Genomic DNA, 14,676 nt, shown 5'->3' on the forward strand with positions numbered 1-14,676 from the left:
CAGCCGACAGGGTGATCGATCGCGTTTTTTAGCGAGGCTGGGTAGCCCTAGTCGTAATGGGGGGCGGTCGCGCGCGGTCTCCTGCGCGTCGGCGCGCCGGGAGCAGTCCGCAGACCTTTGATGATCCTCAGTGCCGACGATAATGCATAGTGTTGTTGTGAGAAGTCATATGAGCGGCCGCCGTCAACGGAAAGATTCAAACAATATCCACGCTGATGCACGTCAGGGACTTTGACGCTCATGGAAAATGAATCCCCAATTATCGCGGGATAACGAGAGAAGAACTCCCCGATTCGGGCACGCACCTTAGGGCCGATCCTGACTGCGGGATCAATCAACGATTCAACTTCGATTTGAAAGAATTCAACGCCGGCTTGCACGAGCGCATCCATATGCGCAGCTCTGTCCAGCAGCGAAAGCTCATCCTTGAGCAGGAAAAGTCCGTTGGCAATCTTGCCCACATCCAGTCTCGACAGCGCATCCAGCTGCGCCAGGCTCAATTCGGTTTTTTCCGGGTCCACAACCGTGAACTCCAGATAGCGAGGCTTCAACTCTGCAATGATCTCCCTGCAAAACCCAATGTCATCGACGCCGCCCACCGGATGGACGGCATGCGCGCAATCGAGCACGCTACCGAGGCTCCTGCACTGATCCAGGTCCAGCGCGCTCGCGCAGGACGAGCGCGCCACGACAAAGCCTGCGACGTCGATCGAACCCAGTTTTTCAGCCTCGGAAATCGACCTTATTTGATTGACTTTTATCACTTCAACCCCTGCATGCCTTGAATGTATGCTTCCAGCTGCCGCTTTCGATGTTCAATCCCGCCAACCTATCAATGCCGCCTCCCGCTTGAGCGCAGCCATGAATGACGCAACATCGAGGCCTTTGAATTCATACTTGTTCAAGGACGCCTCAACATAGTCGAAGAAATGGCTGGCCACGAGGGATCTCTGCTGCGCCACATCCATGTCCTTCAGCAGGTCCTCTGAAAGACACATATCCAGGTAGAGAACGGACTCCGCCTTCGAAAAGCGCCGCGATGACTTCCTGCCGATCCCATCTGGCAGACAGCGAAAAACAAAGAAAACCTCGATCTCGACCGATGGGAATTGCGACGCCAGGGCCGGAAATATCGAATCAAGCTCGTTGGCAATCTTGTAGACACTGGTCGCGCCACTCGTGTCTGTAGACAGTCCGAATTTCATTACGCCCTCAAGTCCTGAACATCAGTCCGGATCAGAAATGGAGATATCCGGCGCTGACTGTATTCGCCTATCAACGAGGCGTCCTGCTATTTGAACTGGATTCCCTTGATAGCCAGCGTGGATGAAAGCAGGCACGTGAACGCGGCCGCGGCAAGGTCCGGGCCTGACGAAAATACCATACTCACCACGCACGGCGTGCTGGCGCTTTGCCTGCGGCGAGTCATGGCCGGATGTGTGGGTACGGCGAGTCGTGAGCCGCGAGATACGGGCTCAAGTGAGGCAGATGCGGTTCAAGTCGCTCGCTGCGCCATGGAAGAGTTTTCCGTTCGCATCGAGCCTGTGCGTATTTTCGCGGGCCAGGCGTTTTAATAATTGTTATCCCCGGCCCCGCGCACAAAATCACGGGCAGGTGGGTGTGGAGAGGATCATCCCACACCCCCCCCGATATCACCCCTGCAATTCCTTCCGGACGATCTCCGCGCCTTCGCTCAGCGCCAGCAGTTTGCCGTGCGCGATGGCGCGCGACAGCGGCGCCATGCCGCAGTTCGTGCAGGGATAGAGCTTGTCGGCGTCGACGAACTTGAGCGCCTTGCGCAGCGTGTTGGCCACTTCCTCCGGCGTTTCGATTTTGTCGCTGGCCACGTCGATCGCGCCCACCATCACCTTCTTGCCGCGGATCAGTTCGATCAGGTCGATCGGCACATGCGAGTTATGGCATTCCAGCGAAACGATGTCGATGCTGGATTGCTGCAGTTTGGGGAAGGATTCCTCGTACTGGCGCCACTCCGAGCCCAGCGTCTTCTTCCAGTCGGTGTTGGCCTTGATGCCGTAGCCGTAGCAGATGTGCACGGCGGTTTCGCACTTCAGGCCTTCGATGGCGCGTTCCAGGGTGGCGATGCCCCAGTCGTTCACCTCGTCGAAGAAGACGTTGAAGGCCGGCTCGTCGAACTGGATGATGTCGACGCCGGCGGCTTCGAGTTCCCTGGCTTCCTGGTTGAGGATCTTGGCGAATTCCCAGGCCAGCTTTTCGCGGCTCTTGTAGTGGGCGTCGTAGAGGGTGTCGATCATCGTCATGGGGCCGGGCAGGGCCCACTTGATGGGCTGCGTGGTCTGCTGGCGCAGGAACTTGGCGTCTTCGACGAAGACCGGCTTCTGGCGGCTCACGGCGCCGACGACGGTCGGCACGCTGGCGTCATAGCGGTCGCGGATCCGGACGGTTTCGCGCTTTTCGAAATCGACGCCGTCCAGGTGCTCGATGAAGGTGGTGACGAAGTGCTGGCGGGTCTGCTCGCCGTCGCTGACGATGTCGATACCGGCGTGTTGTTGTTCGTGCAGGGCCAGGCGCAGGGCGTCCTGCTTGCCTTCGACCAGTTCCTGGTCCTGCAGCTTCCAGGGCGACCAGAGCTTTTCAGGCTGGGCCAGCCAGGAGGGTTTGGGCAGGCTGCCGGCGGTCGAAGTGGGCAGTAGTTTTTTCATGATCTTGCGGTCCCGTGTTGGATGTTTGGTGCGGGGGGATTAGTGCGCGTAGTTGGCGGCCCAGCTTTCGAGCACGTGCTTGTACGGCTTGATGAAGTGTTCTTCGGTGAACTTGCCCTGCTTGACGGCCAGCTGGCTGCGTTCTTCGCGGTCGTAGACGATCTGCGTCAGCGAGTAGTCCTGGTTTTTCAGGCTGGGTTGATAGAGCTTTCCGGCCGCGGAGTTGGCGTTGTAGATCTCGGGGCGGTAAATCTTCTGGAAGGTCTCCATCGTGCTGATAATGCTGATCAGCTCGAGGTTGGTGTAATGGCCCAGCAGGTCGCCCTGGAAGTAGAAGGCCAGGGGGGCGGCGCTGCCCGGGGGCATGAAGTAGCGCACGCGCAGGCCCATCTTCTCGAAGTACTCGTCGGTCGACGAGAGTTCGTTCTGTTGATACTCGACGCCCAGGATGGGGTGCTGGTTCTCGGTCCGGTGGTAGGTCTTGCTGCTGGACGCGCTGATGCAGATGACGGGCGGTTTGCTGAACCGCTCTTTGTAGGCGCTGGAATTGACGAAGTGCTTGAACAGCTTGCCGTGCAGATCGCCGAAATTGTCCGGCGTGCTGAAGGTGGGCTTGTCGTTGTTGTGCTCGGGCAGCAGCACGCTGAAGTCGTAGTCGCGCACGTACGAGGAGAAGTTGTTCCCCACGATGCCCTCAATGCGCTCGTTGTTGGCCTTGTCGACGATATTGGTCTTCAGGATCTCGATCAGCGGAAAGACATCGCCGCCGCTGGCGGCGCCGATATGCATTTCGGCGGTGATGATCTCGAGTTCGACGGCGTAGCGGTCGCCTTTGGGGTTGTCCCAATGCGCCAGGTTGTTGAACCGCTTGTCGATCATCCGCAGCGTGTTGCGCAGGTTTTCCTGGCGGCTTTCGCCCCGGGCCAGGTTGGCGAAGTTGGTGGTGATGCGCGTGTTGTCCGAGGGACGATAGTTTTCATCAAAAGAAAGGCTCTTGATGCTGAAGGTGAAATCGTTGCTCATGGTGATGGGATGCGCTGATTCTGCGAAAAAAAAGTCTGCGGAAAACGAAAAGCCGGTTCGGGCGGCCGCAAGGCGGGGGAAACACAAGCCTTTGCGGGGCGCTCGAAGGGCGGATGTCGGGTTGGAACGGCGCTGGCGAACGAGCCGCCTGGCCAGCGTTCCGAGGCGTGCTTCAGGCTGCGATGGCTTCCACGGCGGCGACGGCGCCTGCGTGGCGCGACAACGCGATCAGGGGCAATGCCCGTTCGATCGCCAGCCTGGCCCGTTCGATCAAGGCTTCGTCCCGCAGCCGGTAGTCGGCGAAATCCTTGTCGGTCGCGTAGACGCCCAGCGGCAAGGTGCGGGCCTGGAAGAAGCTGAACAGCGGCCGCAGTTGGTGGTCGATCATCAGGGCATGGCGTTCGCTGCCGCCGGTGGCAGCCAGCAGGACGGGCTTGTCGATCAAGGCGTCCTGGTGGATGAAGTCGAAGAAATGCTTGAACAGCCCCGTGTAGGAGCCGCGAAAGACCGGGGTGGCCACTACCAGCACGTCCGCCTGTTCGACCGCGTCAAGGTCCCGCTCCACGGTGTCGGGCAGGTGGGTGCGCCAGGTGGCGCCGGCCAGGTGCGGGACGAGCTGGCCCAGTTCGACCAGGCGCTGTTCGCACGGGACGTCGTCGGCGATCAGGTCCATCAGGTGCTGCGCCAGGGCGGCGGATTTGGAGGGGCGTTGCAGTCCGCCGGAAACGGCTACTAGACGGAGTGGACGTGTCATTTTTGCTTCACTGGAATTGATTTATGCGGCGCCGCGCCCGCAGACGACGGAAGCGCATACTAGGGGCGGGAAGCGATGAAGTAAAATGGTTTTATTTCACGAATCCATGAGCGGAAATCATCTGAATGCTTGAGCGCATCCATCTCAGCATCGTCCAGCAGGTCGAAAAGCAGGGTTCATTGACGGCCGCCGCGGGCGTGCTGAGCCTGACCCAGTCCGCCTTGAGCCACAGCATGAAGAAGCTGGAGCAGCAGCTGGGCACCGACGTCTGGCTGCGCGAAGGCCGCAGCCTGCGCCTGACGCAGGCCGGCCAGTACCTGCTGGCGGTGGCGAACCGCGTGCTGCCGCAGCTGGACCTGGCCGAAGAGCGCCTGGGCCAGTTCGCGCAGGGCGAGCGCGGCGCGCTGCGCATCGGCATGGAATGCCATCCTTGCTACCAGTGGCTGCTCAAGGTGGTTTCCCCCTATCTGGCCGCGTGGCCCGACGTGGATGTGGACGTCAAGCAGAAGTTCCAGTTCGGCGGGATCGGCGCGCTGTTCGGCTACGAGATCGACCTGCTGGTCACGCCCGACCCGCTGTTCAAGCCGGGCCTGAAGTTCGAGCCGGTGTTCGACTACGAGCAGGTGCTGGTGGTGGCCAAGGGCCATCCGCTGGCGTCGGTGGCGCATGTGAAGCCCCAGCAGTTGACCCAGGAAGTGCTGATCAGTTACCCCGTGGATATCGAGCGGCTGGACATCTACAACCAGTTCCTGTTACCGGCCGGGGTCACGCCCAGGCGCCACAAGGCCATCGAGACCACCGACATCATGGTGCAGATGGTGGCCAGCGGCCGCGGCGTGGCCGCCTTGCCGCGCTGGCTGGTGGAGGAATACGCCGCCCGGATGGACGTGGTGCCGGTGCGGCTGGGCGCCCGCGGCATCGCCAAGCAGATCTTCCTGGGGGCGCGCGAGGCCGACACGGCCATCGATTACGTGCGCGCCTTCATCGAGCTGGCCCGCCAGCCGGCCGCCGCCGCCACCGTTGCGCAACAAGCCAACGGTTGAACCCTTTTTTGCCGTACACAGGCCGCGCGCCGAGCCGTTCGGCCTGCCTTTCATCGATGTCCTTGATTCCTCGCGGTACCCCTTTCTTTCCCGGCAACATCACCGACGACTGTTCGTTGGAAGTCAGCGTGAAGGACATTGCCGCGCTGACCGCGGCAGCGTCGCGGCTACCGCCCGGGTCGACCATTTCCATTCCCTACCTGCCGGGCCAGGACGATGACGCCCGGCTGGCCGCCGCGCGGGCCGTGCGCGGACTGGGCCTGGAACCCATGCCGCACCTGTCCGCGCGCCGCATTGCCTCGCTGGCCGACCTGGAGGCGTTCGTCTCGCGGGCGGTGGCCGAGGCCGGCGTTGAGCGCTGCTTCGTGATCGCGGGCGATCCGTCGACGCCGGCGGGGCCGTTTGCCGATAGCGCCGCGCTGATCGAAACGGGCGTTTTCGAGCGCGCGGGCATCAAGGTGGTCGGCGTGGGCGCGCATCCGGACGGCCATCCGGTCATGAGCGCGGCCCAGCGGTGGGAGGTGCTGGAACGCAAGTGCCGCGGCATCGGCGCGCGCGGCATGTCGCCCTTGATCGTCACGCAGTTTGGATTCGATGCCGACATCGTGCTGGCGTGGCTCGAAGCGCTGCGCGCGCGCGGCCTCGAACACCCCGTGCGCGTGGGTGTGCCGGGACCCGCCGGTATCGCGGTGCTGGCGCGCTATGCCGCCTTGTGCGGGGTCGGCGCCTGCGCATCGATGTGGGCCAAGTACGGTATCTCCCTGGGCAAGCTGTTTGGCGCCGCGGGGCCGGACGTTTTCGTGGATCGGCTGGCCGCCGGACTGACGGACGCGCACGGTAAGGTGAGCCTGCATTTCTTCCCGTTCGGAGGGATCGCGCAGTCCGTGAGCTGGCTGGAACGGTATCGCGCCCGCTCCGGACAACCGGGTTGCGCCACGGCGTCCCTGCCGTGACATTTGGCGGCCTTGCCCGTTTCACCGCGTTTGGCCAGCCGCCCGGCAAGTTGCACGCCGCGGTTGTCAGCCTGGCGTCGCCGACGGCCGACCATGCGGGCAATCCGGCACTGTCTCGGGCGATGACTCGTCATAGGTAGCGTGAGTTCGCCTTGCCGCCGATGCGTCAATCGGCCACCGCGATCGCGATCTTTCCCCGCAGCCCGTTGTTCGCACTCTCCAACCGCGCATGCGCCGCCGGAATATCGGCAAGCGGATACACCGCGCCCACGTGCGGCCGCAGTTGCCCACGCGCCACCAACGCGCTCAACTCGTCCAGCTTCCCGCGGTTCTGCCGCGTGAAAACGAAGTGGTAGCTGGCGTTCTTGCCCCACGCCTGGATCAGGTTCTGCGGCTGCGCGATATCCACGATGCTCACCACGCGGCCCAGTTGCGCCAGCGCGTCGGGGCTGCGCGCCAGCGTGTTGCCGCCGATGGTGTCGAACACCACGTCGACGCCGCGCCCGCCGGTCTCGCGCAGGATGGCCTCGACATAATCTTCCTTTTCGTAGTCGATGGCGACGTCCGCGCCCAGGCTGCGCGCGAAGTCGACATTGCTGTCGCGCACGGTCGTGAACACCCTGGCGCCGACGGCTTTCGCGAGCTGGATGGCGACGTGGCCGACGCCGCCGGCGCCGCCGTGCACCAGGATGCTCTCTCCCACACGCAAGCCGGCGCGCACGACCAGCGCTTCCCACGCGGTGCCGCCGACCAGCGTCAGGCTGGCCGCTTCCAGATGGCTCAGCGAGGCGGGCTTCCTGCCCACGATGCTTTCGGCGGCCACGTGGTATTCGGCGTAGCTGCCGGGGCCGTCGAAGATCTGCGGGGTGTACCAGACTTCATCGCCCGGCACGAAGGCGCTCACGCCGGGCCCGACGGCTTCGACCACGCCGGAGACGTCGTGGCCGGTGATGGCGGGCAGGGCGACCAGATCGGGGTAGTCGCCCCGGCGGACCTGGTAGTCCAGCGGGTTGATGGAAGTGGCGTGGACGCGGACCAGGACCTGGCCCGCTTGCGGCACGGGTTTGGGGACGTCGCGCAGTTCGAAGGATTGCGGGCCGCCAAAGGCGGTGAGGACGAGGGCTTTCATTGGATGGCTCCTTATTTCGGTAAAACGGGATATCGGGAATTGTCGATTTAAAAAAACAAAAAAATGCGAAGAACAGGGCAAGGCAAGCGCGCGGCAAGCTGGCGCCAGATAAGCACGGGCGGCCATGCCCGACCTCGGCCACCGCCAGCTACAGCTCTTTTCCGATGATCTCGGCCAGAGCGCGGATGGTGGTTTCATTGCGCTTGTAATACGTCCACGAGCCGATGCGCGTGGCTTCGACCAGGCCGGCGCGTTGCAGCGTGGCCAGGTAGTCGGACACGGTGGACTGGGACAGTCCGACGCCTTCCTGGATGCTGCTGACGCAGACGCCGACCGTATGCACGTCCCCTTCGTCCTGCGGCGGGAAGCTGTTCACGGGGTCCTTCAAACCCTTCAGGATTTCAAGGCGCGTGCGGTTCGAGAGGGCTTTGAAGACGTCGAGCAGGTCCATGGCGGGCATGATATCGGAAATTCCCGATATGTCAATATGACCGAGCGTGGCGTATGGAGACGCGCCGGGTGGGACGCGGACAGGCAGCGACAAAAATACTTAAGTGAATACTTGACTTTCCGCGTCGCCCTCTCTAACTTAAGCAAATGCTTGAGTATCAATCCCAACTCGACCTGGCCTTCCATGCGCTTGCCGACGCGACGCGGCGCGGCATGCTCGAGCGCCTGTCCCGCGGTCCGGCTTCGGTCAGCGAGCTGGCGGCGCCGTATGACTCGACGCTGGCAGCCATCCACCAACATGTCCGGGTGCTGGAAGCCAGCGGCCTGATCGTCACGGAAAAGCGCGGACGCACGCGCGAATGCCGGATTTCGGCCGAGGCGGTCATGCGGGTGGAGCAGTGGCTGAGCGAGCGTCGCCAGCTTTGGGAAGACCGATTCGACCGCCTCGGCCAATTGCTCGAAGGCGAAGCCGGCAATCACCCGGGCGGGCTGGGCGCCGCGCCCGATCAGGGAGGGAAGACATCATGACTTTCACGCCGTTTTTCCATGGCACGTTCACGCTGCGGCGCACGTGGAACGCGCCGGCCCAGCGGGTCTTCGAGGCGTGGGCCGATCCGCGCGTCAAGGCGCAGTGGTTCACCGGCCCGCCGGATCGCTGGACGCTGTCGCGCCGCGAAATGGACTTTCGCGTGGGCGGCCGGGAGGTGCTGGAAGGGCGTTTCAACGAGAGCGGCATGGTGTCGTGCTTCGATGCGCGCTATCACGTGATCGAGCCCGCCAGCCGGCTGGTCTACGCCTATGACCTGTTCCATTCGGGCAGGCTGCATTCCGTGACGCTGTCGAGCCTGGAGATCGAGCCGGCCGGCAATGCCACGCGCGTGGCGTACACCGAGCAGATCGTGTTCATGGACGGCAACGACGGCGTCGAGTCGCGCCGCCATGGGACCGGGCTGCAGTTCGACATGATCGAGACGCTGCTGCAACCGGGCGGAGCGCTGCCATGACGGTCGCGATCTACGGTCATCCGTTTTCGTCCTTCACCTGGAAGGCGCTGATCGCGGCGTATGAACGTGAGGTGGACTTCGAGTTCCGCATGATCGATCCGGATCATCCCGAGCACGCGGCCCGCATCGCGACGCTGGCGCCGACCGGGCAGTTTCCGGCCCTGGTGGATGGCGCCACGGAGGTGGTCCAGAGCAATGCCGTCATCGAGTATCTCGACCTGCGCCACGGCAAGGGCGCGCCGCTCGTGCCCCAGGATCCACGCGAGGCGCTGGCTGCGCGCATGATGGCGCAGGTGTTCGACGACTACGTGCACGTGCCGATGCAACGCATCGTCGGCAACGCCTTGCGCCCCGAAGACAGCCGCGATCCGTTCGGCGTGGAGCAAGCGCATGGCGTCATCGCGCGGTGTTATGCCTGGCTGGAGACGCGATTGCAGGACGGGCCGTGGGCCGCCTGCGGCCGCTTCACGATAGCGGACTGCGCCGCGGCGCCGGCGCTGTTCTATGGCGATTGGGTGCATCCGATGGGCGGGCGGTTTCCCGCGCTGGCGGCGTATCGGGACCGGCTGCTGGCGCGGCCGTCGATCGCCCGGGTGGTCGACGAGGCGCGTCCGTACCGCGGCTTCTTTCCGCTGGGGGCGCCGGACCGGGATTGAGCGGGGCGGGGGGCGTCGACGGCACGAGCCGAGGACACGGCAACTTGGAATAGACTACGTCGCTGACCCCGATTCGATGATTTTTCCTGGCCTGGAACAAGCTACCCAAGATGACCCATTCCGTGTCCCGCGCCATTGTCCTGACAGCAGGCCTGTTGCTGACCGCCACCTGCCTCGCCCAGTCGCCGCAAGTGGGCGCCTGGCGCAAGGTTTCCGATTCCCAGCTCGACAAGCAATACCATTTTTCCATGCTGCCCAGCGCCGCGCCGGTGGCGAGCAAGTGGGCGGCTTTCGACGCCAAGGCCGGCAAGGTGGTGTGCTGCCTGGTGGTGCAAGGCGAAGCCGTGACGGAAGCCGAACTGGAGGGCACCTACGACATTCCCGGCCCGTGGATTACCGATCTGACCAACGGCTGGAACCTCGACGCGGCGCCGTACCGGCCGCGCGTACAGCGGCTGCGCGCCGAGGGGGCGCTGGACACATACGAATTCGCGGACAGCGTGGATGCGCTGGGAGGCTTGCTGGTGCCGGCCGATGCTCGGGCGCCGGCGCGGGGTGCGCTGGAGGTCGGCGGCCAGCGCTACGCCGTATCGCGCAAGGATGCGTCGCTGGCCGACGATGACGGCGGCGTGGCCACCTACACGTTGCGTCCGGCCGCGGGCGGCAAGGCGTTGACGGTGGAAGTGCCTTTCGCGACGTATTGACGCATGGGCGATACCCTGCGGATCGAGCAAGCCCCGCTGACCGATGATGACCTTGCGCTGCTGCGCCGATGCAGCCGGGGCAAGGGGCTGGCCGCCGTATTCGGCCTGATCGTGTTCCTGCTGCTGGCCTGCACGGTGCTGACGATCTTCGGGCTGGCATTGTCCGACTGGCGCTCGCTGCGCGCTGGCGATGGCCTGATGCTGCTGCTGATCGGCTCCGGGGTGGGCGCGGCGGCTTTTTTCTTCGGACGCCGGCTGTTGCGACTGCCGCGCGCCTGGCGCAGCATCGATCGCGCGCTCCGGGGGCGCGTGCCCAAGCAGATCCTGTCGGGTCACCTCACCGGCTTCGGGCCGGCCGGGCGGCCGGGCGTCAGCTATGCGTTTGGCGAGCAGCGCGTGGAAGTGGCGGTGCCGTTCTGGAACGAGGGCGCCGGCGACACCCGCAGCGGCGCCCGGCCGCACGCCGCGGTGGCGCTGACGGACCTGCCGGTGCGCCTGCATGTGCTGACGCTGATGCCGGATGCGCCGGGGCTGCTGCTGCGGGTGGACTATCCCATGAGCGGCCAGGCCTGGACGTCCGTCGAGGAGATCAGCGACGCCGACCGCGCCAACGCGCGCCGCGAGGAACTGGGCGTGCGCAAGTTCTTTTTCGTGGCCGCGCTGGCGCCGCTGGCCGCGAGTTTCTTTTTCCTGCCCTTGATCCTGCTGGCGATGGTTTTCGTGCTGCTGGGATGGGTGCTTGGCATGCGCAGCCCGCGGCTCAAGCGCGCGCACTGCAAGCATGGCGTGCGCGGCGTGGTCGAGGAGGCGGTGACGTATCGCCAGCGCACGCCGAACTCGCCCACGGTGTCGCTGATCCCGAACTATCGTGTGGGCGGCGTGATGTATCGGGTCTATCATCTCGGGCCGGTCGCGGCGCCGGGCCAGCGGGTCGAGTTCGAGTATGTCGACGCCGGCTTGCTGGGGCAGCGCGAGCTGTCCTTCCGCATCGAAGACCAGCCCCCGATGACGTTGTGACGGCGCGTTGCGCGAGCCGCGCGACGAGGCTGCGTCCGTTGCCCCACCTTCGTTGACCACCAAGAGGAGTGCTGTGTGTCCCAACCGATCGATGTGTCCGGCCAACCCGCGGGTTCGGTGACGGGGGATGGCCGCTACCTGCTGGGCCTGACCGGGCCGGGCAGTCACGTGCTCGTCAGGGAGCCGGGGCGCGGCAACCTGATCATCGGGCCGGCCAGCATGGGCGCGAAGGCGGATCTGCATGTGGCGTCCGACGACGTGATCCTCTGGCCGGCGTTCGAGCCGTTCGCCACGCCCGCCGGCTCGCCCTGGCCGCGCCATATCGATTACCACGGCAATGACAGCGGCTTTGTGGGCTGGTCGGCGCAACGCGCGATCGAGCAGTTCTCCTGGGCGCCGGCGTTTGCCGATGCGCGCCGGATCGACGCGCGCCCGGCCAGGATCCAGATGCTCCAGATCCGCCTGGCGGCGGTATCGGGCCACCTGGACATCGTGTTGCCCAGGGACACGCGCCTGGGCCTGCATGGCGATCTGGCGCGGATTACCGTGTCGGGCGCGCTGCCGGACCTGCTGTCGCTGCATCCCGCGTTGGGGCGGCGGCCCGGCCTGGCGCCGTATGCCTTGCCCGACCTGGGCGCGCTGCAGGGCGTGTCGACCCTGGCGCTGTATGGCGAGCCGGTGGCGCAGGCGATTTCGCTGCGGGGGATCGAGCGCTTTGCCGCGCTGGAACACCTTTCGCTATGGGGCGCTTTCATCGATTGGGACGCGCTGGCCCGGCTGCCCGGCCTGAAGAGCCTGGAGATCCGCCATGCTCCCGACCTGGAAGGCCTGCCGGCGCTGGCCACCTGGCCGTCGCTGGAACGGTTCATCGGCTTCAACATCGATGACGCCGGAGGCAAGTGGCTGAAGGCGCAGATGAAGGCGCGGGAGAAGCTGCGGCCGTGGGCCGGCTATAGCTCGGTCAGCAAGCTGCGCAAGCCGGATTGGTGGCAAACCGAGTATGGCCGACCTTTTTCCGCCTGGAGCGGCCGCATGGCGAAAGCGGCCAATACCGCGTACGACGCCGCCCGCCAGGCGCTTGAAGGGGCGGCCACGGTCGATGCGGCGCGAGCCGCCATCGAGGTGTTCGCGCGCCATTTCAACGGCATGAAGGGCATCGAGACCGCCGAGCGCGAGGACATCGGCGAAGCCGTGTGGCAGTTCAGCCAGCTGGCGCGGGTGGTCGAGCTGGGCGTGACCGAAGCGCAGGCGCAGCGCTGGTTTGACGAGGCGCGGGATTACTGACCGCTCAGTGCGTCGCCGCCACGCCTTCCAGTTGCGCCGCGGGCAATAGCGCGAACATCGCCTTCATCTGGCGCGCTTCCTCGCCCGGGCTGCGGCCGAACAGGCGCTTGAATTCGCGGTTGAACTGCGACGCGCTTTCGTAGCCCACGCGCGTCGAGGCCGCGGCGGCGGTGAGGTTGTCGCGGATCATCAGCAGGCGCGCCTGGTGCAGCCGGATGGACTTGATGTACTGGATGGGCGAGGTGCCGGCGATGGTCTTGAAGTGCGCGTGGAAGGCGGGCGCGCTCAGCCCTGCCTCGCGCGCCAGGGTCGCCACTTCCATGGGCTGGCTGTAGTCATCGTGGATGCGGCGCAGCGCGCGCGAGATGCGGCCGAAGTTGCCCTGGCTGGCCAGCGCGGCGCGGATTGCGCCGCCTTGTTCGCCCACCAGCACGCGAAAGCACAGCTCCCGCACGATTGCCGGCCCGAGCACCCTGGCTTCGAGCGGCGAGGCCAGCGCCCGCAGCAGTCGCAAGGTGGCATCGGCCAGCGTGGGATCGAGCGGGGTGGACGTGATGCCGGTGGGGGCGGGCGCGGCCGGCCCGTCGTGGCCGTCAAGCGACAGCACCAGGTCGGCCAGGGTGGTCGGATCGAGCCGCAACTGGATCGCCAGCAGGGGTTCCTCGGGCGTGGCGTCGGTCTCGGTGGAGAAGGGCAGCGGCACGGATAGCACCAGGTAATGCTGCGCGTCGTAACGATAGACCTTGTCGGCCAGGTAGCCGCGCTTGCTGCCCTGGCACACGATGACGATGCTGGGTTCGTACAGCACCGGCGTGCGGCCGAGCGGCTGGTTGGCGCGCATGAAGCGCACGCCGTCCAGGCGCGACAGGGTGTAGCCCTCGTGCGGGGCGAGCCGGTCGAGCAGGGCGGTCATCTGGTCATGGAGGGCTTGCGGTGCCGTCATTGCGCTATCGCTTGGGTAAGAGTCTTAGGCATCATTTTGCTCCTGATTCGTCAAAGAATATGGCGTTCGAGTAGGAATAGGCAATGATCCAATAGCGCTGTGCCTATCCGGCCCGCCCGCCCGCGCCTAGCATCTGTCCTGTCATCCGACCAAACCGGGAGTACAGGAATGCAAGACACTCAACGCAACACTCAGCGCAATCAAACGTGGTTCATCACCGGCGCCGCGCGCGGCATCGGGCTTTCCCTGGCGCGCCAATTGCTGGCGCGCGGCGACAACGTGGCGGCCACGTCGCGCACGCTGGCCAGCCTGCGCCAGGCGCTGGGCCAGGACAATCCGCGCCTGCTGGCGCTGGAGGTCGACCTGGTGTCCGAGGCCAGTGTCCAGGCCGCGATCGAGCGCGCCATCGCCACGTTCGGCCGCATCGACTGCGTGGTCAACAACGCCGGCTATGGCCAGCAGGGCACGCTCGAGGCGCTGGACGACGACGAGGTGCGGCGCAATGTCGAAGTGAATCTGTTCGCGCCCTTGCACGTGCTGCGCCACGCGCTGCCGCAACTGCGCAGACAGCGCGGAGGGCATGTCTTCAACGTCGCGTCCATCGCCGGATTCCAGGGCGGCTATGCGGGCTGGGGCAGCTACGTGGCGACCAAGTTCGCGCTGGCCGGCCTGACCGAGACCCTGGCCGCCGAGGGCGCGGAGGTGGGCATCAAGGCCACCGTGGTGTACCCGGGACCGGTGCGCACGGACTTCCTGAACGACAACAGCCTGGTCATCGCCCGGCGCAGCATCGCCGACTACACCGCGGCCCAGGCATCGCTGGACCTGCATCGGGACGGCATGAACGGCAAGCAGGCGGGCGACCCGGAACGGCTGGCCGCGCTGATCTTGCGGGTGGCCGGCATGGCCGAGCCGCCGTTGCATCTGTTTGTGGGCAGGATCGCCCACGATTTCGCGCAGCAGAAGCTGGCGCAGGTGCGCAGGGATATCGAGGCGTGGCGCGAGGCGGGCGAGGCGACGGACTTCGCGTGACCC

The 14,676-nt window shown here is 65.3% G+C and carries 17 protein-coding genes; 9 read left to right on the forward strand and 8 right to left on the reverse strand.

Annotated elements, in window-relative coordinates; all coding sequences use genetic code 11:
- Positions 1 to 47: 47 nt before the first annotated feature.
- The 5 genes from DK459_RS05565 to msuE form a co-directional block, all read right to left on the reverse strand.
- Positions 48 to 764: a hypothetical protein gene (locus tag DK459_RS05565; protein WP_070541967.1), complete on the reverse strand. Its 717-nt coding sequence runs from the start codon at positions 762 to 764 to the stop codon at positions 48 to 50.
- Between the two features lie 51 nt (positions 765 to 815).
- Complete coding sequence (locus DK459_RS05570; RefSeq protein ID WP_110134527.1) at positions 816 to 1,205, reverse strand: hypothetical protein; 390 nt, start codon at positions 1,203 to 1,205, stop codon at positions 816 to 818.
- Between the two features lie 447 nt (positions 1,206 to 1,652).
- Entirely contained in the window at positions 1,653 to 2,681 is a 1,029-nt protein-coding gene (locus tag DK459_RS05575; protein ID WP_006387098.1) for a methionine synthase, read from the reverse strand.
- Positions 2,682 to 2,720: 39 nt separating this feature from the next.
- Positions 2,721 to 3,704: a DUF1852 domain-containing protein gene (locus DK459_RS05580; protein ID WP_006387099.1), complete on the reverse strand. Its 984-nt coding sequence runs from the start codon at positions 3,702 to 3,704 to the stop codon at positions 2,721 to 2,723.
- 172 nt (positions 3,705 to 3,876) lie between these two features.
- On the reverse strand, positions 3,877 to 4,458 hold the full coding sequence (msuE, locus tag DK459_RS05585) for an FMN reductase (RefSeq protein WP_006387100.1): 582 nt from the start codon (positions 4,456 to 4,458) through the stop codon (positions 3,877 to 3,879).
- A 125-nt stretch (positions 4,459 to 4,583) separates the two neighbouring features.
- On the opposite strand from msuE, the gene DK459_RS05590 reads away from it, so the two are divergent.
- Both DK459_RS05590 and DK459_RS05595 read left to right on the forward strand, forming a co-directional pair.
- Entirely contained in the window at positions 4,584 to 5,501 is a 918-nt protein-coding gene (locus DK459_RS05590) for a LysR family transcriptional regulator (protein ID WP_026382901.1), read from the forward strand.
- 56 nt (positions 5,502 to 5,557) lie between these two features.
- On the forward strand, positions 5,558 to 6,454 hold the full coding sequence (locus DK459_RS05595) for a methylenetetrahydrofolate reductase (RefSeq protein ID WP_054444003.1): 897 nt from the start codon (positions 5,558 to 5,560) through the stop codon (positions 6,452 to 6,454).
- Between the two features lie 166 nt (positions 6,455 to 6,620).
- On the opposite strand, the gene DK459_RS05600 is transcribed toward DK459_RS05595, so the two are convergent.
- Both DK459_RS05600 and DK459_RS05605 read right to left on the reverse strand, forming a co-directional pair.
- A complete protein-coding gene (locus DK459_RS05600; RefSeq protein ID WP_049053418.1) occupies positions 6,621 to 7,583 on the reverse strand; it encodes a zinc-dependent alcohol dehydrogenase family protein in 963 nt (320 codons plus the stop codon).
- Positions 7,584 to 7,731: 148 nt separating this feature from the next.
- Positions 7,732 to 8,034 carry a helix-turn-helix transcriptional regulator gene (locus DK459_RS05605; protein WP_045953579.1) on the reverse strand — a complete coding sequence of 101 codons (303 nt, stop codon included), beginning with the start codon at positions 8,032 to 8,034 and terminating at the stop codon, positions 7,732 to 7,734.
- A 146-nt stretch (positions 8,035 to 8,180) separates the two neighbouring features.
- Here DK459_RS05605 and DK459_RS05610 point away from each other — a divergent pair, with 146 nt between their 5' ends.
- The 6 genes from DK459_RS05610 (at position 8,181) to DK459_RS05635 (ending at position 12,698) form a co-directional block, all read left to right on the forward strand.
- Positions 8,181 to 8,561, forward strand: a complete 381-nt coding sequence (locus tag DK459_RS05610) for a helix-turn-helix transcriptional regulator (RefSeq protein ID WP_006387105.1) — start codon at positions 8,181 to 8,183, stop codon at positions 8,559 to 8,561.
- Positions 8,558 to 9,037 carry an SRPBCC family protein gene (locus DK459_RS05615; RefSeq protein ID WP_020928143.1) on the forward strand — a complete coding sequence of 160 codons (480 nt, stop codon included), beginning with the start codon at positions 8,558 to 8,560 and terminating at the stop codon, positions 9,035 to 9,037. The genes DK459_RS05610 and DK459_RS05615 overlap by 4 nt, the downstream gene beginning before the upstream one ends.
- Complete coding sequence (locus DK459_RS05620) at positions 9,034 to 9,693, forward strand: glutathione S-transferase family protein (protein ID WP_070541970.1); 660 nt, start codon at positions 9,034 to 9,036, stop codon at positions 9,691 to 9,693. The genes DK459_RS05615 and DK459_RS05620 overlap by 4 nt, the downstream gene beginning before the upstream one ends.
- 110 nt (positions 9,694 to 9,803) lie before the next feature.
- A complete protein-coding gene (locus DK459_RS05625; protein WP_006387108.1) occupies positions 9,804 to 10,397 on the forward strand; it encodes a hypothetical protein in 594 nt (197 codons plus the stop codon).
- A gap of 3 nt (positions 10,398 to 10,400) precedes the next feature.
- Positions 10,401 to 11,414, forward strand: a complete 1,014-nt coding sequence (locus tag DK459_RS05630) for a hypothetical protein (protein ID WP_053497878.1) — start codon at positions 10,401 to 10,403, stop codon at positions 11,412 to 11,414.
- 75 nt (positions 11,415 to 11,489) lie between these two features.
- Positions 11,490 to 12,698: a hypothetical protein gene (locus tag DK459_RS05635; protein ID WP_054447852.1), complete on the forward strand. Its 1,209-nt coding sequence runs from the start codon at positions 11,490 to 11,492 to the stop codon at positions 12,696 to 12,698.
- A 4-nt stretch (positions 12,699 to 12,702) separates the two neighbouring features.
- On the opposite strand, the gene DK459_RS05640 is transcribed toward DK459_RS05635, so the two are convergent.
- Entirely contained in the window at positions 12,703 to 13,641 is a 939-nt protein-coding gene (locus tag DK459_RS05640) for an AraC family transcriptional regulator (protein ID WP_006387111.1), read from the reverse strand.
- Positions 13,642 to 13,809: 168 nt separating this feature from the next.
- On the opposite strand from DK459_RS05640, the gene DK459_RS05645 reads away from it, so the two are divergent.
- Positions 13,810 to 14,673 (forward strand): SDR family oxidoreductase, encoded by an 864-nt coding sequence (locus DK459_RS05645; RefSeq protein WP_006387112.1) that lies wholly within the window; start codon positions 13,810 to 13,812, stop codon positions 14,671 to 14,673.
- Positions 14,674 to 14,676 lie beyond the last annotated feature (3 nt).

This window comes from Achromobacter sp. RW408 (assembly GCF_003184165.1).
Taxonomy (GTDB): Bacteria; Pseudomonadota; Gammaproteobacteria; order Burkholderiales; family Burkholderiaceae_B; genus Achromobacter; species Achromobacter xylosoxidans.